Genomic DNA, 18,269 nt, shown 5'->3' with positions numbered 1-18,269 from the left:
CGCTTCCGGCGCGGCTCCCATGCTTCCAGAGGTGTCTATGGGTTGGCAACTCGCGCCGGGAACGGGATTTTGCGAAACAGGCGGCGAGCTCGTCTTTCTCGATCTCGCCCGCGATAAATATCTAGCCCTGCGCGGTGAGGACCGCGCGGCCTTCGATCGGTTGCGCAGCGGCGAGGCGAACGACAGCGAGGCGATGACGCGGCTCGTCGATACAGGGTTCCTCGCAAGGTGCGAGGGGCCCCGGTCGATCGAAATGACGCGGGTCGAGGTGCCGGCGCGCGATCTGGCTGCAGTTTCGGATGAAGGGTTCAGTCCGTCCATGGCGCTTGCCGCCGCCCGGTCGCTTCGCTGGGCGAAGGCCGCCATGCGTCCGGAACGCATTGCCGCGACCGTCGCCAACTTGGGCCGCGCGAAAGCGGGCGCCCGCAAAGACCCCGCGACCGCTGCGAATCTTGCCGCGCGCTATGCCTCCTGTCGCTGGATCATTCCCGTTGCTCCGCGCTGCCTGATCGATGCGCTCGCGCTCGACCGGATCCTGCTGGCGCAAGGGCTTCGCGCCACCCTCGTGTTCGGTGTGCGGCTCGGACCGTTTGCGGCGCATTGCTGGCTCCAGTCGGAAGAGTGCGTTCTGACCGGCACAGCGGCGGACGCCGGCAACTATACGCCGATCCTCGCGGTCCGATGACACGAGGAATTCTCGCCATTCTCGGCGCAGCGCAGCGCGATTGCGACCTCGCCGGGCTGGCCGAGCGCCAAGGTCTTCTGGCGATCGGCGCCGTACCGCAGCTGCAGGTCTTTGCGGGTGGTGATGTCTCCTGGCGGACCTTGGCCGACGGAAGGTTGGTCATTGGCGATCTGTTCGTCGGCGGCGGAGCCGATGACAAGGGAGGCGACCCGGCGCCGGGCTGGGGCAATTTCCTGTCGTTCACTGTCCGTCCGACCGAGGTGGAGGTCGAGAGAGCTCCCCTGACCGGAAATCCGCTCTACTGGGTTCGCGTCGGCGGCTCGATCCTGTGCGCGTCCCGTCCCCAACTCCTGAACGAGCTCGCGCCGCCCCGGCTCGTCGACTGGGTTTTCGCAGCCGAAACGCTGGCCTATGTCAATCTGCGCTCCGCCCGAACCGGCATCGCCGGCGTATCCGAGCTGTTGCCGGGGTCGCGGCTCATTTGGAACGGGCGGGAGGCGTTCGTCGAATCCACCTGGTCGCCGTGGGACCATGTGGCTCGACAGCGCCGCGGCTCCGCGCGCCAGCTGGCTCCCGAACTGCGGCGGCGCATCATCGCCTGTGTAGGTGATTGGACGAGGTCGCGGCCAAAGACCGTTCTCGAATTGTCTGGCGGTCTCGATTCCTCCATCGTCGCTGCTGCTCTCGCGGCCGCAAAGGCAGACTTCAGAGCCATCACGCTGGCGACGCCGGGGGCCGACGGCGATGAACGTCGCTTCGCGCGCGCTGTAGCAGATCGATGCCGCATCGAGCTGGTCGAAAAGCTGCACGACGCGAGCGCCGTCGACCTCGTGTCTCCACTGACTGATCCCGGCTTCAGGCCTGCGGCCTATAGCGTCCTGGGCGGCATCGACCGGGCCTTTGCGGAAGCACTCCCCGAGCGTGACGAGGCAATCTTCAGCGGCGTGGGCGGCGACAATATCTTCGCCTTCGACGGAACGGTGGCGCCGATCGTCGATGCCTTTGGCACGCTCGGTCCCGGTCCCGCCGCCATCCGGGCACTTCGCGATCGCGCCCGGGCTGCGGATACCACGATCTGGAATGCGGCGCGCCTCGCGTGGCGCGCCTGGCGACAGGGGCCGCGGTCTGGCTGGCGCCGTGACACCAGCTTTCTGAACGAAGCGAATGTGCCCGTGCGGCCGCCGGCCCATCCGTGGGACGAGGGGATGGTCGACGCGTCGCAGGCGAAGCGCAATCATGTGGAATCGATCCGGCGCATCATCGACTTTCTCGATCGGCCGATGCGCTGGCGAGGACGCGACGTCGTCGCGCCTTTACTCTCGCAACCCGTCGTCGAATTTTGTCTCTCGGTTCCAAGCTGGACCTGGTTCGAGCGAGGGCGCGACCGGATGGTCGCACGAACGGCCTTCGCCGACAATCTGCCTCCCGAGATCGTCTGGCGGCGAGGAAAAGGGCGCCTCGAGTCTCTCGTCGCCGCAGCCTATTCGAGACAGCGACGGGAAATTGGAGAGCTGCTTCTTGAAGGGCGGCTCGCCCAACACGGGCTCCTCGACCGATCGGCGATCGAGGCATATCTCGGGCGGGATCTCGCCGACGGCAATTTCGACTATTTCCGGTTGATCGAGATCGCCGACGTCGAGCGTTGGGTGAGGGCGGTCGAGGCCGGAACGGGCTGACCCAATTGCCGCCATCGGCGATATTGTTCTCGCTTGGCGGGGTCGGGATCAATCTCTCCTTTCAGCCAGAAACGAAACCAGTCGAGATTTCGCTGATAGGCCGCAAGCTTCTGCCGCGGCTCGACCTTGATGTGCGGCGCCATCGGAAAGATGTGCATTTCGCCCATGCGCCTCGTCGCGAGTTTGCTCAACAGCTCGACCGAAAGACGCGCCTCCTGCTCGGGGAGCTGCATGAGCACAGGCGCGTCGATCTTGTCCGCGTTCAGCGCAGCCGATACCTTGCTCCATTCCGACGGGCTTTCATCGGGCGAGCCCAGCCCCCAGACCTTGCGAACATTGTCCGAGAATGTCTCGCGGCCCGGGCGCGCGTTGAACCAATAATATCCCGGTTCCATCTGGACCGATGCGATCGATACCGCCTTCAGAAGCTTGCTGTGCGTTGCGGCCCACATGGTCACCTCGCTTCCGAAGCTCAAGCCGCCCATCCCGACCTCGTCGGGATCGATGAGGCCGCGTGCCGCCAGCATATCGACGGCGCTCTTCACGACGTCGAGGCCGGCTTGGTATCGTCGTGTACCGCCCTCGGCGCTTGGCAGGCCGTTGATACACAGCGCCGCGATCCCGTTCGCGGCCAACGCCCGCAGCGGCCATTCATCGCCGACGCCGCCCCGCAGATAGCCGTTACAACGATAGTAGGTGACGAAGAGCGGCAGCCGCCCGGGGATCTTCGGGCGGATCAAAATGCCCGACGCACGGCTGCCGCTCACCTGCCAAGCGAGCGTTTCGGCAAGGAGCCCGTCGCTGTCAGGATTGGGATTGGGACTGTCGACCACGCGGCGTTTGCCGGCGCTGTCGATACGGACGAGGCGGGGAGGCACGGCGGGTGCCGCCTCCACGCAGAACAGGGCCGGGCCGGCGGCGGCGCACGGCTGAAAATAATAACGCCCGCCCGAAAGCTGGCCGTCCGACGAAGCCATGCGGACGAGGCGATTCTGGCCCGGTGCGAGGCGATAGATTGTCTGCCGAAACGACGCATCGTGGACTGCGAGATAATGAGACCCGTTGCGGTCGCTCGTCGACCAGGACAGACGCAGGCTCTCCACCGCGCAGCCGATACGCTCCAGACAGATGTCCTGTTGCGCCGCGGCCCGCGCCAATCCTTCGGGCAGGTCGCCTTTGCCGAGCAGGGCGGGGTGCTTCTCCGGAACAAGCAGAGCTATTTCGGCTTCGGTCGCCGGGCGCGTGTCGCCGTCGGATCCTGCGGAGGAAAATGCGCGCGGCGCGCCCGCCAACAGCGGCGCGCGATCGAACCAGTCATTCGAGAAGCGCTGCGTGGCTTGGCGGCCGTTGATGAGAGCGCCGCGATAGAGCGGCTGTCCGAGGTCGACGGTCCCGTCGACATAGATGCCGTCCAGACGTTCCCCATCCTCGGCCTTTGCGATCAGGTCGCGCGAAGGCCCTTCCTTGACGATGAGCCGTGCGTCGGGCGCGAAGGCGAAGGCCTCGACGTCGCCCGCACCGCCTGCTGTCTCGCGGAATCCCGAACCTTCGGGCGAAGTCGACCAAAGTGATATCCGCCCGTCGACGAGCGCGCGCACCACCAGCCGCTTGCTATCGGAGGACCATTTGGCTTCACCGCCGACGACCACGCCGGCATCATCCCACCATGCCTCGCCGGTGCGACCGAGCGCACGCGGCGCTGCGTGACCGTGGGCCGCAACCACATACCAGTCTACATCGATCCGGTTGGTCGTCGTCGACGGCCGCTCGACGCGATACGCCAGCCATTGTCCATCGGGCGATGCAGTGAGCCCCGACAGATCGGCGGTCTCGGCAATCCCGCGCGACGTCGTCTGACTGGCCGCCCCTAAAGGAACGGCCAGCAACGAAAGTGCGAGTGCGACGCGGCTTACCATCGAATCAGCGCCTGGACCGAAATCATCCGGCCAAGCGGATTGGCTTTCTCCGGATCATAGCCGAGCGCCGAGGTGTTGCTGCGGTTGTTCACATAGGGCGGGTCGCGGTCGAACAGGTTCTGGATGCTGAGGCCCAGCTGGAGGCCGCGGCCGTCTTCGCCCCCGGCACCGCCGATCCTCTGCGATACGCTGAGATCGATCGTCGTCCAGGAGGACACATGCTCGATCGGCGTCACGACCTGATTGATATAGCCGTCGATAAAGTTGGCGAAGGCATTGGCGGAGAAGCCGCCCTTCGACCATCCCATCCGACCGCGCAGCCGCCATTCGACGGGGCTCGCGAAGAGGCCGACGAAGTCGCTGCTGGTCGCGCCCGGCGTAAGTTGCCGCTTGATCGAGAAGATGTGTGTCCCGCCGATCCCGAGGTCGAGAACGCCGCCCACGAATTCGGGGGTAAAGCCGAGATCGAAGTCAATCCCGCGCTGGCGTTCGCGCGCGAGGTTACGCGTCCGCCCGTCGAGGATCGCGACCACTTGGTTCGGTGTGATGTTGATCAGATTATTGAACGTCGGCTTGTTGAAATAGAACTGGACGAGATCTAGCGGCGGATTGTCGGTGACGACGCCGCCGAACAGATCACGCCGGGTCAGGAAGCGAAGATAATCCTCGGTCACCGTGCCGATACGATCGCGATAGTCGACGTCATAATAGGTGAGTGACGCCTTGAGCCCCGGGATCGACGTCGGCGCAATGTCGAACCCGGCAGTCCAGGTGGTTGCCTTCTCGGGCCGGATGTTCGGTGCATAGCCGAACAGCGCGAGGACGTTCGACGTTCCCGTCGATGATGCCGGGTTGGCGACCGTCGTCGTCGTGAACAGCGACAGATTCTCGCCGAGCTGCTCATCGAACAGCGGCGCGCGGAACGAGGTCCCGTACGAAGCGCGCAAGGCGATGCCGTCGATCGGCTCCCAGCGGATACCCGCCTTCGGATTCTCGGTGCGGCCGAACTGGTTGTAATCCTCGATCCGTCCGGCGAGCGTCAGATCGAGCTTGCGGAAGCCGGGGATCGCATTGTCGGCGCCAAAGATCGGGACGAGCAGCTCTGCGTAAACGGACTTCACCTTCCGCGGGCCGGGGAGGCCGGGGTAGGGCGCCGCATTGGACGTCAGCGTGCTGAGGTCGTTGTCGACGAAATAGTCATAGGCCTCGCGGCGATACTCGGCGCCTGCGGCCAGCCGGACGTCCCCGGCAGGGAGCGCGAACAGCGGGCCGTCGGCGCGCAGGGCCGCGGACCATGTCCGGAAGTCGTCGATCGTATTATAATGACCACGGATGGCCGCGATCGTGGCCGGATTGTTGGCGCTTCCGTCGCCGAACACGTTGAAGGCGGTGGCCCGGTTGGTGTCGGCGAGGGCTGCTGCTAGCCGCGCGCTGTTGAAGACATTGTCGGTATAGGCCTTGCCCTTCTGCGCGCCATAGGCCCCGCCGAGTGAGACGCGCCACGGACCGATTTCCTGCTCGAGACTGCTCGACAGCGAAATGGCGCGAACCTGCCCCGAATTGATCTGTGGGCCGAGGTCGTTGACGAAGCTGTAGAGAACGGTGACGGGCTGGTTGGTGCCGATCGGGTCGACGTAGAACGGGTTGGTAATCGGAACGCGGACGGTGCGGAGGAAGTTGCTGTTGTTGACCTTTCGATAGCGGCGCTCGGCGGCCAGTGCGCTCGCCCGGAAGGTCAGCGTGTCCGTGAGGTCGAGTTCCCCCGAGGCATAAAGGCTGTGCACGCGCTGGCGGGGCAAAATGTCGCTGGGTGCCCGCTGGTCGCGCCGGTTCTGCACTCCGGGCAAAAGCTGGGCTGCCGTCAGATTGCGCCCGTCCTGGCCGGCGGGAATGCCGAATATCTGGTTGTTGGCGGCGCGGATCGTGCCGGGGACGCCATAGAGCGAACGATAGTCCGGCCCGCCGAAGGGCCGCAGATCTTCGCGGGCGAAATCGCGCGTCGCTGCCGCCAGCGATCCGCGCTCCGAGAATTGATAGGCGAGGACAATCCGCCCGCCGCTCCAAGCCTTGCCCAGAAGCTGACTAAACTGGACCTCTGTCATGTCTCCGTCAGCCGTCCCGGCGCGCAGCATGGTCTCGGCGCCTTCGAAACGATTGCGGAGCCGGACATTGACGACCCCCGCAACGGCATCGGCGCCGTAGATGGCCGATGCGCCGTCGGTCAGCACCTCCAGTCGCTCGACGGCGCTCATCGGTATGAGCGAGATGTCGGTGAACAGGCCGCCGACGCCGCCGAGGGCGGGCCGGCTCCCATCGATCAGCACCAGCGTCGACGATGTGCCGAGACCGCGCAAATTGATGCTGGAGCCGAGCGTTGCGTCGTTGCCGGTGCCGTTGCGGGTCGTCGCGCCGGTGGTGGTTTCGTTCGAACCCCCTCCGAAATTCTGGGGAAGCGACTGCAGAATTTGCTGAACGGTGGAAAGGCCGCTCTTTTCGATCGCATCGCGATCGATGCTGACAACGGGAGAGCCCACCGGTCCGGCGCCGCGAATGCGCGAACCGGTGACGACGATCGCTTCGCGGGCCTCGTCAGTCGATCCAGTCGGCTCGGCAGCGACGTTTCCCGAGCGAAGCACCCAGGCACCCTCGACGAGTTCGATGGTCAGGCCCGTGCCGGTCAGGAGACGCGAAAGGGCAGCGTCGGCTGAGAGACGTCCGCGGACACGGGTGCTTCGGCGCCCTTCGAGCAGGCTGGACGCCGCGACGACCTCGCGGCCGGAAATGTCCGAATATTTTCGGAGCGCGTCGCTGAGGCGCTGAGCCTCGATATCATAGCTCTGCTGGCTGGCTTGCGCACAAGCGCTCGGCGCATAAAGTGCCGTCGCCGAAACGCCCGATGCCAAAACGGCGGCGAAAAATTTCATCGTCATCTATCCCTCCCGTGCGGCCGATTTTGGCCGTCTGAAGGGAAAAAATGACGGGGTGTCCGAACACCCTATGGGTTTTTCGTGCGCTTCCTATTGCGTTTTGGAAGCGAGGATGGGGCCGTCTGCTGCCAGTTCGACACTGAGATCGAGCGCAGCCCCGAGCTTCAGGGCGAGCGTTCGGGCATCGGTCATGTCCAAGCGTCCCGTCACCTGCAGCGATGCGAGCGCCGGATCGGCAAGCCTGATCGTGACGCCATGCTCCCGGCCCGCCCGGTCAAGGATAGCGCCGAGCGGGAGATTGTCGGCCCAAAGCGATTTAGCGGGAGCGCCAGCCGCCTCGCTTGCAACCGGCTGGGGACCGGTCGAGCGGACTTCGGCGCTTTCGCCCGGACGCAGGCGAAGGGCCTTCCCGCCTTCAAGGCGCCGCACTTCAACCGATCCTTCGACGAGCGCGATGCGTGGAACATCGGCGCGCAGATCGACCTCGAATATTGTGCCGAGCGCCCGCGTCACGGAATCGCCAGCCTCGACGAGGAAGGGACGCGATGCGTCATGGGCTACTTCGAACCGCGCACGGCCACCGTGCAGGATGACCCGGCGTTCGCCTTCGGTGAAGCGCGTCTCGATGCGGGCGCCGTCCATGAGCGTGACCCGCGTTCCGTCGGCAAGCCTGTCTTCTCCCGGTGTGGAGTTGGTCGCGACGATTGGCTGATCCCGGCCGCCGCCGACCAGATACCAGGCGAAACCGAGCGCAATGACCGCGGCCAATATTGTCGCAAAGGCCCATCGCCGCCCGCCGGGCTCGCCGGATCGCGCGTCCTCGCGCGCATCGGCCTCGATCCTGGCTGGCGACATGTCGCCGGCCCAGGTCCAGTTGTCGCGGGCTTCCTGATAGGCCTTGGCGTTGCCCGGCTTCGCGAGCCAGTCCTCGAACGCCGCCCGATATTGGTCAGCGTCGGGGCCCATCATCTTGTCGAGCCAGGCGGTGGCGTCGCTTTCGGCGCGGCTCACTGCTTGCCCCGCGCGCGCTTGATGGCGGCAAGGGCTTTGGTCATGTGGCTTTCGACCGTCTTCACACTGATTCCCTTGATTCGAGCGATCTCGGGATAGCGGAGTCCTTCGAAGCGATGCATCAGGAAAATCTCGCGCGTGAGCGGAGATAGCCTCGAAATGGCTCTTTCTGCCCGCCGGAGGACGTCGCGCGCTTCGAGCGCGTCATGGGGGTCGCTGGCGCCCTCATGTTCGTCCCCGAAACTGTCGTGCTGCGAGCGATGACGCCGTCCGTCGGCGCGGGCATATTCCGCGAGCAACATGCGCGCGCTTTTCACCAGATAGGCGCCGGGCCCTTCGACCAGTGACGCGAGACCGCCGCGCGCGCTTGCGAACCGGCTGAACACTTCTTGCACCAGGTCGCCGACATCCTGCGTCGGCGCTCGGCTCCTGAAAAAGCGGGTAATCTGGGGACGGTGCTCGGCATAAATGGCTTCGATCCGGGCCGCGCGGCCGTTCCGTTCCCAGTCGTCGGGCGGCAAGGGATCGCTTCCGGCAATGCCCGGCCGATCGCTGTCCTTGTCCTCGAAGTCCATTCCTGCCGCCTCCCGTCGCGAACGAAGGCGGCAAGCCGGGCGTTGAGAACTTGCTTAGCGAACAAGCGCCGCCGCCTTTAGCCCGGAGGCTTGGACATGCGCAGCGGCCACCCGGCAGGATGGAAAAGATCAATAATTCTAAGCAGGTTCTCACGCCTGGCACCGTGCGCCTTGCCCGATGCACTTCAAAGCATAGCCTTGCCGCAGCGGCATGCAAGCCGACTGCACCGAGATAGATCCAGATCGAGTCCATTATCCGGAAACGACGATAGAACAGCCTCGGTGCTGGAGGACTGCGACTATTTCGTCTCGGCGGTTTCGCCCGAGGCTCTTGCAAGCGCGACCCGCTCACGTCGGCGCCGCGCCCAGATATTGAGTCCTTCCACCCCGGCCGAGAATGCCATGGCAGTATAGATATAGCCCTTCGGCACCTTGGCGCCGAAGCCGTCGGCGATCAGAACGACGCCGATCATCAGCAGGAAGCCGAGTGCCAGCATCACGACCGTTGGATTGTCGCGGATGAAGTTGGCCAACGGGTCGGCCGCGAGCAGCATGACGAGGACCGCCGATACTACCGCGATCACCATGATCGGCAGATGTTCGGTCATGCCGACAGCGGTCAGGATCGAATCCACCGAGAAAACGAGATCGAGCAGCAGGATCTGGACGATTGCCGATCCGAAGGTCAGCGCTTTCTTGCCCGCATTGAAGACGTCGTCGTTGGGGTTGGGATCGACATTGTGGTGGATTTCCGAGGTCGCCTTCCAGATCAGGAAGAGGCCACCCGCGATCAGGATGATGTCGCGCCAGGAAAAGGCGGTCTCGAAGCTCGGTTTTCCATAGGCATCCGGCGCGCCCTGCAAGCCGAAGTCGACGACGATGGCGGTGAGCCCGACGAGCCAGGCAATGACGGACAGCAGGGCTAGGCGCATGACCAGCGCGAGCGAGATGCCGATGCGCCTCGCCTTCTGGCGCTGGGCTTCGGGCAATTTGTTCGAGATGATCGAGATGAAGATGAGGTTGTCGATCCCGAGAACGATCTCCATCACCACGAGAGTGAGCAGTGCTGCCCAGACCGCGGGATCCTGAAACAGGGTGACCAAGCCTTCCATGTCCAATGCCCTTCCTCAGCGATGCTGCCACTGAACCGGTCGCGCGAAGGTGCAGATCGATGAGAACGCAGACAATTGCACCGAGCGTCGCTCGATGCGGTCCGACATCACGGTCGTCGCTGTACGACCGTCAGAGGGGCCCGGCCCGCGCTTCGCGAGTTACGGCAAAATCGTCCTTCTCACAAGGGCTTCGCGCCGGGTCGCCAGTCCTCGGCTCAATGGTGATAGAGCGGGAATTGCCGTGCGGCGGTCGGGCATTCGCACGGGGCGAGCACCGATATCGCTCGAGGCAGAATCCGGAAGTGCGCCGGCGTCGCGGTGACGATCTCACCGTCGGTGTTCACCGGCATCGGCCGCCGCGTCTCGATATCGAACTCGACGCATTTGGCGGTGCGCACTTCCTTCCACGCGCCATGCGTGCCGGAGCGGAAGGCGCGAAGCATGAGGGCGAGCTTCCAGAGGTTTTTGACCTCGAGACTGTAAAGATCGAGCGTGCCGTCATCGATCGCGGCATTTTCCTCGACGACATTGCCTCCGCCATAGAGACGCCCGTTACCGATCGCGACCTGGTAGGTGCTCACGGTCCTCGACTCGCCCTTCTCGCGGATTCTCGCCCGGAACCGCTGGGCAGCCAGGATGACGCGCAACGCGGCGACAGCATAGCCGAGGCGGCCCAACCTCTTCTTGATCGCCGGATCGAGCTTCTGCGCAAGCTCGCTGCTGATCCCGATGCTCGCGACATTGAAGAAGGCATGGCCATTGACCGTGCCGACATCGATCCGGCGGCTGTGACCCTCGACAATGACGTCGGCCGCCGCCGCGAAATCGAGCGGGATCGACAGGGTGCGCGCCAGATCGTTCGCGGTGCCGGCGGGAATGATCCCAAGCGGCAGGCCGCTCTCGATCACTGCCGGCGCAGCGGATGAGATCGAGCCGTCGCCGCCGCACACGACGATGATATCGGCGGTCTGATGCAGGCGTGTCACGTCGCGGGCTATTTCGGGCAGGCTCTCGAACGGTTCGACCGTCACCAGCAGGCCGCCGGCAGCTAGGCGCTCGCGAACGGGAACCAGCGCCTGCTCGCCCTGGCGCGCCTTCGCATTGTGCAGCACGAGGGCGCGCGTATCTTTGGGCCACGGCATCGACACGATCCTGTTCAGCAGAGTTGCGACCTTCGAGCGCGGGCCTTCAGAAGCACCGCGTCCGATAGAGCTGGCCTATACGTTGCCGCGATGAGGCCGGGAAGCATCTGCATCGATGCCGCCCTCTTTCCCGCTTCGACACATCCTGGGCATCGTCGCTCGCCCTGATCGCAGTTCCATTCTCGATGTTCGTCCGGTCCCACCCAAGAGCGCTCCGCCAATCTGGTCGGCGGCGGCGCCTGCGCAAGCGAGGCCAAGCCTCGCTCCTCCGCTGCGCTTCGGCCCTTCGGATGCGCACCCGCCTCCAGCCGCCGACCTGCCCGGCTGCACGCCAGGGATGGTCCCGGGCAAATCAGCAGGAGTATCGACATGGCGAGCATCGGCATCGTCAGCGGCAGCATCGAGAAGGGCTTTGTGGGCCAGCTCATCACGCTGTCGATCAAGGCACCGATCGAGATACGCCCCAACCGCGGCAAGGCGAGCGATGTGCAGCCAGACTATCGCGTCTGGTCCGATGGCGTCGAAATCGGTGCCGGCTGGATCCGCGTCGCCGAGCAATCCGGGCGTCCCTATGTCTCGCTGTCGCTCGCGACCCCCGAGTTCGGGCCGCGGCGCATCTACGCCAATCTCGGGCGGGCCGCGGGGCAGGATCGCGACGATGTGTTCGCGATCATCTGGACACCCGCCGACTGACCGGCAGCCATCTTGCGGCATCCTTGCGCATCGGAACAATCTTCCGGGTGCAAGGGTGCCGCCACCTTGTTAGGGTGACCCTAATGCAGAGCAGCCTCGAACATCTTCCCCCGCACAAGCAACGCGAGATCGAGCGCGTCGTCGAGATCATCTTTGAGGAATTCGAGGATGCGCTGGCGCTCGCGACGCAGGATTGGAAGCGCAAGGGCCGGATTTCCAAGATCATCCTCTATGGCAGCTATGCGCGGGGTGGCTGGGTCGACGAGCCGCACACGGCGAAGGGCTATCAATCGGACTATGACCTGCTGATCATCGTCAACGACAAGCGGCTGACCGATCGGGCGGACTATTGGTCGAAGCTCGACGACCGGCTTATTCGCGAATTGTCGGTGACGAAGAGGCTAAGGACGCCGGTGAACTTCATCGTTCACAGTCTCGACGAGGTGAATGCCGGACTGACGCAGGGACGCTATTTCTTCATCGACGTCGCTCGTGACGGGATCGCGCTGTACGAGGCCGATGGCAGGGAGCTTGCGGAACCCAAGCCGATGACGCCGCATGCGGCGCTCGACATGGCGCAGGAATATTTTGACGAGTGGTACTCTGGCGCGACGGAATTCATCGAGGGTTACAAGTTCTACCTGGATCGAAAGAGCTTCAAGAAAGCGGCGTTTCTCCTTCATCAGGCTGTCGAGAGCTACTATCACTGTGTATTGCTTGTTGGCACGCTGCACACACCGCACATTCATAATCTTGCCTTCCTGCGCACGCAGGCTGAACGGATTGACGCGCGCTTGTTCGAGGCATGGCCTCGAGAGGTGAAGGCCGACCGCTCTCGTTTCGAGAAATTGAAGGAAGCGTACATCAAGGCGCGCTACTCAAAGCATTACAGCATATCAGCAGAGGAGCTTGAATGGCTCGGCGCGCGCGTAAAGCGGCTCGCGGAGATCGTTGATGGAATCTGCCGCGATCGTATCGCCGAGCTCGAGACCACAGCGCGCCGCGCAGGCTGATCTCGTTCTTCAAAGTTGCGCGACGCGCATCAGGTCGGTCGGTGATCTTCTTCGGTACTGTTCGCTAGCTGGTTTAGCTCCTCCTCTCCAGCGACGTGCTTGTACCAGTCGTTGTCAAACTGCGCCGCAGTTACCTTGATTGCCTCTACCCGATAAGGGGCGCAGCTGATCACATCGACCGCCGATGGATCGAACACCGCAATATTGTAGCCCTCATCGTCACCGAACTGGCTCTTGTACGCGATTGCATCATAACCTTGCGCGCGGAAAAGCTCCGCGAGAATTTGGGTCGGAACATAGTCGGCTGAATCGTCAGACAGGGTGACAGGTCGTGAGAACGCGTTGTCGATATCGGTCCAAACGGCGCTCTTCTTCTCCGGCGCTGATATAGGCGTAGTTCCCATAATCTGGCCCATGTTTAGACCGCCGAACGAACTATGTCCGTGGCCGAGCGACAGATCCAGCGTCCTGAGATCGCGCAGGATTCTGCACTTTGCCACAGAGACTTCTGCGCCGACCCAAGGTCGAACTTCTGAAATGGATGTCTCCGCCGTGCTCCCGAGATAGAGGACCGGGATGCCTGCCGGGTTGGCTCGGCCCTCTTTCGCGCGGCGTTCCAGCGGCTTCATCCGCTTTGCACCGAAACCTGAAGTATACTCGCCGATCCAGTTTCCTTGTTCATCATGCCGGTCGAAGACCTCGACTCCCTGCTGCGCGCGAAAGAGGATGCGGCCAGTGTGCAGCGTCTGATCACGCTGCTCGATCGTTGCGATGACTGTTGCCAGAAAGGCTTGGATTGCGGGGTCCCAAACGTACCGGCTTGTATGGCGCACTCGATCGGCATAGATGTCGTAACTGCGCCAAGACGCAAACTCCTTGCCGTCGGGATTGTCGAGTTCCATCACGAGCTCCGATGTCGGGCGGATTTGGCCTTTTGCCGCCGCTCGGCGAGATAAGCGGCCGCTTTTCCGCTTTCAACGAAATCAAAGGCTCTGATCTTTGCCTCCAGCATCGTCTGATGATCGACCTTGCCGCGCACTTCGTCGAGGTGAAACCGAAACTGCCCAGGAGCCGTCGAAACAATCAGGATCGCAATGCCGCTACGTCGGATGGACAGGCTCCCGTCGCTTTCAGCCTGCCATTTGTTCGAACCGACGAAGCGCTTTCTTCGATCGAGAAAGTTCAGGAACTCGGCATGGCTCTCGGTTCCTACGGTACCCTCGGTAAGGTCATCGCAACATTTTTCGCCAACGACCATTGCCCACCATTTGGGATGGAACACCATGTGGGCGTAGCGCAGCGCCTGACCACATTGCTCGCATTCGCCGTCTAAACCGCCGAGATCGTCATGTCCGATAAGGACCCAGTCCTTCGATGGCTTGATAACGCCGTGCTCCTTTGCATGGCATCCTCTGCAAAGAACTTCACATTCCTCGTAGGGATACTCCCAAGGGAGGCGTCCCGCGACATAGTCGCGATGATGGACTTGAAGCACGACCTCGTTGCCGGAGCGAAGGCAGTGGGCACATACTCCACCGTGCAGCCTGATTTGCTCTGCACGATAGGCTGCCCATTCCTTGTGCCGGTATAAGTTCATCTCGCCCCAAGATCGCTCCGTCCGATACATAGCATATTGGAGCGGAGATTACTTCTTTCCGCGAAAGCGTTCGAAACGGGCCTTGCCCGCCGCTGTCTCGACCGCGACATTGGCATTGCTGCATTCATCGCCGCCCATATCGCCCGCCTTACAGCGTTTGACGATATCTCGTGGCGGCACATATTCGCGGCGATCTGGATTACGATAAGATGATGCGCCTGACGTCGATTGTGTCGCGCTGTTATGCCGGAGATCTCGAATTGCTGCGTAACTTCAGCAATGGCGTTCAGCGCGAGAAGACGCCGATCGCCGAAAGTTTGCTCGCGGCGGGCCTTTTGTCCAATGGCGGCACCGATGGCGGGGATTTTTCGGATCCGCTGGCGGGCGGCATCATTTTCAATCTCAATGAGTATGGCGATTTGCTTAAGCGTTTTGGGCTTTAGACTTAAATCGGGCAATCCGGCGGAAAGCGCCCTGCCGAGATTTTTCTCATTTTTTTAATGCAAATTTTCTGCGCAGCAAATATCAACGTTTTTCCGAATATTCACTTTTATGCTGATTTTTGCTGGACACAAAATATGGCCGAATTTGAAAATTCCGAGCGCGAATTGATCGATGCGCTTCTCGAGGCGCTTTTGGCGCTGCCTCAGTCGCATGCGCAGATCGAGCGATATGAGGTCGAAATCGGGCCTCGCGGCCGCGCTGACGCCCTGATCGGCGCATTTATCGGCCGCCAGCCGCTCCTATTGCTCGTCGAAATCAAGGCGCAGCTTTTCCCGCGCGATGTCCGCGAAGCAATCTGGCAGCTTAGGAATAATCAGGCCCATCTCAGCAATTCCGGCGACGATCGGGAAATTATTCCCTTTTTTGTCGCCCGTGCGATCTCTCCGGGCGCTCGCGAGATTTTTCGGGAAGAGCGCGTCGGATATTTCGACCTTGGAGGCTCGCTTTATATTCCGGGCAAAAAGGCATTTATATTTCTCGATAAACCGGCTCCGAAAAAAGGGGCGAAGAAATTCGATTCCATTTTTCAGGGGCAAAAAGCGCGCGCACTCCATGAAATCTATGAGAGGCGGCAGGACTGGCTGGGCGTGAAGGATCTCGCCGATGCGAGCGGTGTTTCGCCAGCCACGGCTTCCGAGACCCTCACGGAACTCGAACGGCGCGAATGGGTCGATGTGCAGGGCGCGGGCCCGTCGAAACAGCGTCGCCTGCGCGCCGCACGGCCCCTTCTCGAAGCCTGGACCAGCTATGCGAGCGATCAGAAGGCACCGACGGTGCGGCGCTACTATGTTCCGAGAGGGAGTGACGCACTGGAGCTGGCGCTGCGCCTCGATCAGGCGTGCGACGAGGCGAAGGCCGCCTATGCGGTCACCGGCGAAGTCGCCGCTCAAATCTATGCGCCCTATCTCTCGTCGATTTCGCAGCTCCGTTGCCGGATCGAGCCCGGGCAGAAGCTGATCGAGGCGCTGCTGAATCTCGACGCCCGGCCCGTGGCGGAGGGGTGGAATCTCGGCATCATCGAAACGAAGAGCCGGCGCGATGTCGCGGTGGGCCAACGGATCGACGGCGTCTGCTACGCGCCGCCGCTGCAGGTCTATCTCGACCTGCTCCAGGCGTCCGGCCGTTCCCGTGAAATGGCGATGCATCTTCGTAGCGAATGTCTGGATAAATAATGCCCAAGCCACAGACGATCAGCGGCTATGAGGACATGGTCACCGACGCGTGCGAGCGCGTGCTGGTCACGCTCTTGCGCGGGCTCGGGCCATGGAAGGACTCGGTATTCCTCGTCGGCGGACTCGCACCGCGCTACCTTGTGACAGCAAGGCCGCCAAAGGTCCCGAAACATGCGGGTACGGGCGACGTCGATATCGTCGTCGATGTCGGCATCCTCACGACGACCGAAGCCTACAGCACGCTAGAAGAAAATCTGAAGGCGATGAACTTCGAGCGCGCCGAGAATGACAAGGGCGCGAAGCAATCCTGGCGGTGGCGCGCCGAGATCGAAGACGGCACGACGATGATCCTCGAGTTTCTGGCGGACTCGCCGGAACTTGGAGGCGGCAAGGTCAAGGAACTGCCTTCGGACGGAAATGTCTCGGCTTTGAATATCCCCCACGCTTCCATGGTGTTCGACCATCACGGGACCGTCGAAATCACGGCAGACCTGCTGAACGGCAAAGGCCGCGCCACCGAGGTCGTGCGCTACGCCGATATCGTCACCTTCACCTGCCTCAAGGCCTTTGCCTTCGACCAGAGGTTCGAGCGGAAGGACGCGCACGACCTGATCTACTGCATCGAGAATCTGGAAGGTGGCGTCGGTGCGGCGCAATCCGCATTCGGGGCGGCACTGACCGGTCCGCACGCCGAGGCGATCCGCGAGGCGCTTACCCGCTTGGCGGTTCGCTTCCGCGATCCCAATCCCGACGAGAGCTATTTGCGCGACGGGCCCGTCGCAGTCGCAAGCTTCGAAGACGATGAGGCCGACGTGTCCGCAGACCCGGAACTGCTGAACGCCCGTATATTGCGGCAGCGACATGCCGCGGAGGTGATGGCTGACTTCCTTGGAGCATTTGAAATCTGATGTCAGATGCCCTGCTAACATCTGCTCTCTGGACTTGCCCACAGTTCTTGAGCTGCGTCCGCTATTCGAATGTAAGACGAGGCAGTTAGAGATGGCGCATCCTCCCAGCCGTTCCCGTAGTCGAGATATCTCCGGTGTTGGTGCAGGTGCCGCCCTGGATGGCTACACATATCAACTGAACGTCTCGATCCTCGCCGCGATCGACCTGATGCTCGCGAAAAAATTCGCGGATCGCATCACTCTTGAACCTGCCAATGAGGAAGACCTCGCCGCTGACCTTGATCCGGCGGTGCCAGGGCGCGTGCAGCCCGGCGCATCCAATGGACGCTACGAACTCGTCATTCAGGTCAAGCTCCGCAACACCGGGCCGTGGAACCTGACAGCCTTCAAGAATTTGCTCAATCACGGCGCCTCGCGACGGCCAGCAAGAGAGCTACTCGACGATCCGATGAAGCGCTTTCTGCTTATCACCAGCGCCGATGTCAGTGGGACGCTGCGCGGAATCATCGCATCCGACTTTGACGATTGGCCAAACGAGACAGACTTTCCCGGGGGCCTCAACTCGACGCTTCCCAATGCCCCCGAAGGACGAGTCCCGATTTGGGCCGGTCTATCCGAGCGGCAGGTCGAGTTCGAGATCGACCTGCTGCTTGGCGACCTGCTCCATGTGCCAAGTAGTGCATATGCGCAGTGCCGGGAGAGCCTGCATCGCGAAGCAAAGCTGCGCATGCGCGGTAGCAGCCCTGGCGTGTGGACCCGCGAGGATCTCGTCGCCACTATACGGGCTCATGGCGGCTATCTGGCAAGTGCCCCCGAAGTGGATGCCTTCGTTAAGCCCGCCAACTGGGCAGCAATCGTCAAGCGCCTCAGGGCGGTGAACGCCATCGTCATCACCGGCCCGTCCGGCACCGGCAAGACGTGGGCGGCAATCGCGCTGTGCGAACGGATGGGGTCTCGAGTCTGCAGCGCGCATTCTCGTGCTGATCAAACGCGGACGCGAGGACGATGTCTACGTCGACCCCGGTACGCGCCAAGCCATCGATGCCTGGATCGATGAAACCCTGATGAGCGGGAGCAAGGAGTTCGGAAAGATACTCGAACTCGCAGCCGACGTCGGAAGCACCGAGAGCATCCCCTCGGAAGTCGCTCGCTGGATATTGCACGGCACACAGCGCGGCGGACAGATTTTCAACGAGACGTGGAAGGCGCCCCTCTTTGAGGACAGCTGGTACGCTCGGGTCGGGGCGCCGCGGACATGGCTCATACCGTTGGCACCGATCCATTGGGCCAGCTCCTCGGCGATGTAGCTCGGACCATTATCGCTGAGCAGCCTGGGCT

16 protein-coding genes and 1 pseudogene are annotated in these 18,269 nt (G+C 62.7%); 8 read left to right on the top strand and 9 right to left on the bottom strand.

What is annotated here, in order from left to right; genetic code table 11:
• Positions 1 to 193 precede the first annotated feature (193 nt).
• Positions 194 to 685: a lasso peptide biosynthesis B2 protein gene (locus tag ABS88_RS01460; protein WP_286748754.1), complete on the top strand. Its 492-nt coding sequence runs from the start codon at positions 194 to 196 to the stop codon at positions 683 to 685.
• A complete protein-coding gene (locus ABS88_RS01455) occupies positions 682 to 2,361 on the top strand; it encodes an asparagine synthase-related protein (protein ID WP_286748753.1) in 1,680 nt (559 codons plus the stop codon). The genes ABS88_RS01460 and ABS88_RS01455 overlap by 4 nt, the downstream gene beginning before the upstream one ends.
• On the opposite strand, the gene ABS88_RS01450 is transcribed toward ABS88_RS01455, so the two are convergent.
• The 6 genes from ABS88_RS01450 to ABS88_RS01425 all read right to left on the bottom strand — a co-directional run bounded on the left by ABS88_RS01450 (position 2,292) and on the right by ABS88_RS01425 (position 11,044).
• The gene (locus tag ABS88_RS01450) at positions 2,292 to 4,277 is read right to left on the bottom strand and encodes an Atxe2 family lasso peptide isopeptidase (RefSeq protein WP_286748751.1); all 1,986 of its coding nucleotides are present in this window, start codon (positions 4,275 to 4,277) and stop codon (positions 2,292 to 2,294) included. The genes ABS88_RS01455 and ABS88_RS01450 overlap by 70 nt on opposite strands.
• Positions 4,271 to 7,207: a TonB-dependent receptor gene (locus tag ABS88_RS01445; RefSeq protein WP_286748749.1), complete on the bottom strand. Its 2,937-nt coding sequence runs from the start codon at positions 7,205 to 7,207 to the stop codon at positions 4,271 to 4,273. The genes ABS88_RS01450 and ABS88_RS01445 overlap by 7 nt, the downstream gene beginning before the upstream one ends.
• Positions 7,208 to 7,294: 87 nt before the next feature.
• Positions 7,295 to 8,215, bottom strand: a complete 921-nt coding sequence (locus ABS88_RS01440) for a FecR family protein (protein WP_286748748.1) — start codon at positions 8,213 to 8,215, stop codon at positions 7,295 to 7,297.
• Entirely contained in the window at positions 8,212 to 8,790 is a 579-nt protein-coding gene (locus tag ABS88_RS01435) for an RNA polymerase sigma factor (protein ID WP_286748747.1), read from the bottom strand. Before ABS88_RS01435 ends, ABS88_RS01440 begins: the two co-directional genes overlap by 4 nt.
• Positions 8,791 to 9,089: 299 nt before the next feature.
• On the bottom strand, positions 9,090 to 9,902 hold the full coding sequence (locus ABS88_RS01430) for a TerC family protein (RefSeq protein ID WP_286748745.1): 813 nt from the start codon (positions 9,900 to 9,902) through the stop codon (positions 9,090 to 9,092).
• A 215-nt stretch (positions 9,903 to 10,117) separates the two neighbouring features.
• Entirely contained in the window at positions 10,118 to 11,044 is a 927-nt protein-coding gene (locus tag ABS88_RS01425) for a lipid kinase (protein WP_286748744.1), read from the bottom strand.
• Between the two features lie 369 nt (positions 11,045 to 11,413).
• Here ABS88_RS01425 and ABS88_RS01420 point away from each other — a divergent pair, with 369 nt between their 5' ends.
• Together ABS88_RS01420 and ABS88_RS01415 are read left to right on the top strand one after the other, a co-directional pair.
• The gene (locus ABS88_RS01420) at positions 11,414 to 11,737 is read left to right on the top strand and encodes a DUF736 domain-containing protein (RefSeq protein ID WP_037553318.1); all 324 of its coding nucleotides are present in this window, start codon (positions 11,414 to 11,416) and stop codon (positions 11,735 to 11,737) included.
• A gap of 83 nt (positions 11,738 to 11,820) precedes the next feature.
• Positions 11,821 to 12,750, top strand: coding sequence for a HEPN domain-containing protein (locus ABS88_RS01415; protein WP_286748743.1), 930 nt, complete (start codon positions 11,821 to 11,823; stop codon positions 12,748 to 12,750).
• Between the two features lie 29 nt (positions 12,751 to 12,779).
• On the opposite strand, the gene ABS88_RS01410 is transcribed toward ABS88_RS01415, so the two are convergent.
• Both ABS88_RS01410 and ABS88_RS01405 read right to left on the bottom strand, forming a co-directional pair.
• A complete protein-coding gene (locus ABS88_RS01410; RefSeq protein WP_286748742.1) occupies positions 12,780 to 13,652 on the bottom strand; it encodes an RES family NAD+ phosphorylase in 873 nt (290 codons plus the stop codon).
• A complete protein-coding gene (locus ABS88_RS01405; protein ID WP_286748740.1) occupies positions 13,652 to 14,347 on the bottom strand; it encodes an HNH endonuclease in 696 nt (231 codons plus the stop codon). The genes ABS88_RS01410 and ABS88_RS01405 overlap by 1 nt, the downstream gene beginning before the upstream one ends.
• Positions 14,348 to 14,517: 170 nt before the next feature.
• Here ABS88_RS01405 and ABS88_RS01400 point away from each other — a divergent pair, with 170 nt between their 5' ends.
• From ABS88_RS01400 to ABS88_RS01385, 4 genes are all read left to right on the top strand, one after another.
• Positions 14,518 to 14,790, top strand: coding sequence for a hypothetical protein (locus tag ABS88_RS01400; RefSeq protein WP_286748738.1), 273 nt, complete (start codon positions 14,518 to 14,520; stop codon positions 14,788 to 14,790).
• A gap of 135 nt (positions 14,791 to 14,925) precedes the next feature.
• Positions 14,926 to 16,023 carry a MarR family transcriptional regulator gene (locus tag ABS88_RS01395; RefSeq protein ID WP_286748736.1) on the top strand — a complete coding sequence of 366 codons (1,098 nt, stop codon included), beginning with the start codon at positions 14,926 to 14,928 and terminating at the stop codon, positions 16,021 to 16,023.
• A gap of 35 nt (positions 16,024 to 16,058) precedes the next feature.
• Positions 16,059 to 16,931: an antitoxin gene (locus tag ABS88_RS01390; protein WP_286748734.1), complete on the top strand. Its 873-nt coding sequence runs from the start codon at positions 16,059 to 16,061 to the stop codon at positions 16,929 to 16,931.
• A gap of 91 nt (positions 16,932 to 17,022) precedes the next feature.
• Entirely contained in the window at positions 17,023 to 17,988 is a 966-nt protein-coding gene (locus ABS88_RS01385) for a P-loop NTPase family protein (protein ID WP_286748733.1), read from the top strand.
• A 129-nt stretch (positions 17,989 to 18,117) separates the two neighbouring features.
• On the opposite strand, the pseudogene ABS88_RS25110 reads toward ABS88_RS01385, so the two are convergent.
• Positions 18,118 to 18,269, bottom strand: a pseudogene (locus ABS88_RS25110) (IS3 family transposase); the annotation flags it as partial.

The sequence above is a fragment of the Sphingopyxis sp. SCN 67-31 genome, from assembly GCF_001725095.1.
Note: the sequence above shows the minus strand (reverse complement) of the source record. Positions and strands in the feature narration are given on the sequence as shown.

What these genes read in the sequence shown, in the direction of transcription:
- ABS88_RS01460 (WP_286748754.1), top strand. Translation starts at nt 194, where the DNA reads ATGACGCGGCTCGTCGATACAGGGTTCCTCGCAAGGTGCGAGGGGCCC.
- ABS88_RS01455 (WP_286748753.1), top strand. Translation starts at nt 682, where the DNA reads ATGACACGAGGAATTCTCGCCATTCTCGGCGCAGCGCAGCGCGATTGC.
- ABS88_RS01450 (WP_286748751.1), bottom strand. Translation starts at nt 4,277, where the DNA reads ATGGTAAGCCGCGTCGCACTCGCACTTTCGTTGCTGGCCGTTCCTTTA.
- ABS88_RS01445 (WP_286748749.1), bottom strand. Translation starts at nt 7,207, where the DNA reads ATGACGATGAAATTTTTCGCCGCCGTTTTGGCATCGGGCGTTTCGGCG.
- ABS88_RS01435 (WP_286748747.1), bottom strand. Translation starts at nt 8,790, where the DNA reads ATGGACTTCGAGGACAAGGACAGCGATCGGCCGGGCATTGCCGGAAGC.
- ABS88_RS01430 (WP_286748745.1), bottom strand. Translation starts at nt 9,902, where the DNA reads ATGGAAGGCTTGGTCACCCTGTTTCAGGATCCCGCGGTCTGGGCAGCA.
- ABS88_RS01425 (WP_286748744.1), bottom strand. Translation starts at nt 11,044, where the DNA reads ATGCCGTGGCCCAAAGATACGCGCGCCCTCGTGCTGCACAATGCGAAG.
- ABS88_RS01420 (WP_037553318.1), top strand. Translation starts at nt 11,414, where the DNA reads ATGGCGAGCATCGGCATCGTCAGCGGCAGCATCGAGAAGGGCTTTGTG.
- ABS88_RS01415 (WP_286748743.1), top strand. Translation starts at nt 11,821, where the DNA reads ATGCAGAGCAGCCTCGAACATCTTCCCCCGCACAAGCAACGCGAGATC.
- ABS88_RS01410 (WP_286748742.1), bottom strand. Translation starts at nt 13,652, where the DNA reads ATGGAACTCGACAATCCCGACGGCAAGGAGTTTGCGTCTTGGCGCAGT.
- ABS88_RS01405 (WP_286748740.1), bottom strand. Translation starts at nt 14,347, where the DNA reads ATGAACTTATACCGGCACAAGGAATGGGCAGCCTATCGTGCAGAGCAA.
- ABS88_RS01395 (WP_286748736.1), top strand. Translation starts at nt 14,926, where the DNA reads ATGGCCGAATTTGAAAATTCCGAGCGCGAATTGATCGATGCGCTTCTC.
- ABS88_RS01390 (WP_286748734.1), top strand. Translation starts at nt 16,059, where the DNA reads ATGGTCACCGACGCGTGCGAGCGCGTGCTGGTCACGCTCTTGCGCGGG.
- ABS88_RS01385 (WP_286748733.1), top strand. Translation starts at nt 17,023, where the DNA reads ATGGCGCATCCTCCCAGCCGTTCCCGTAGTCGAGATATCTCCGGTGTT.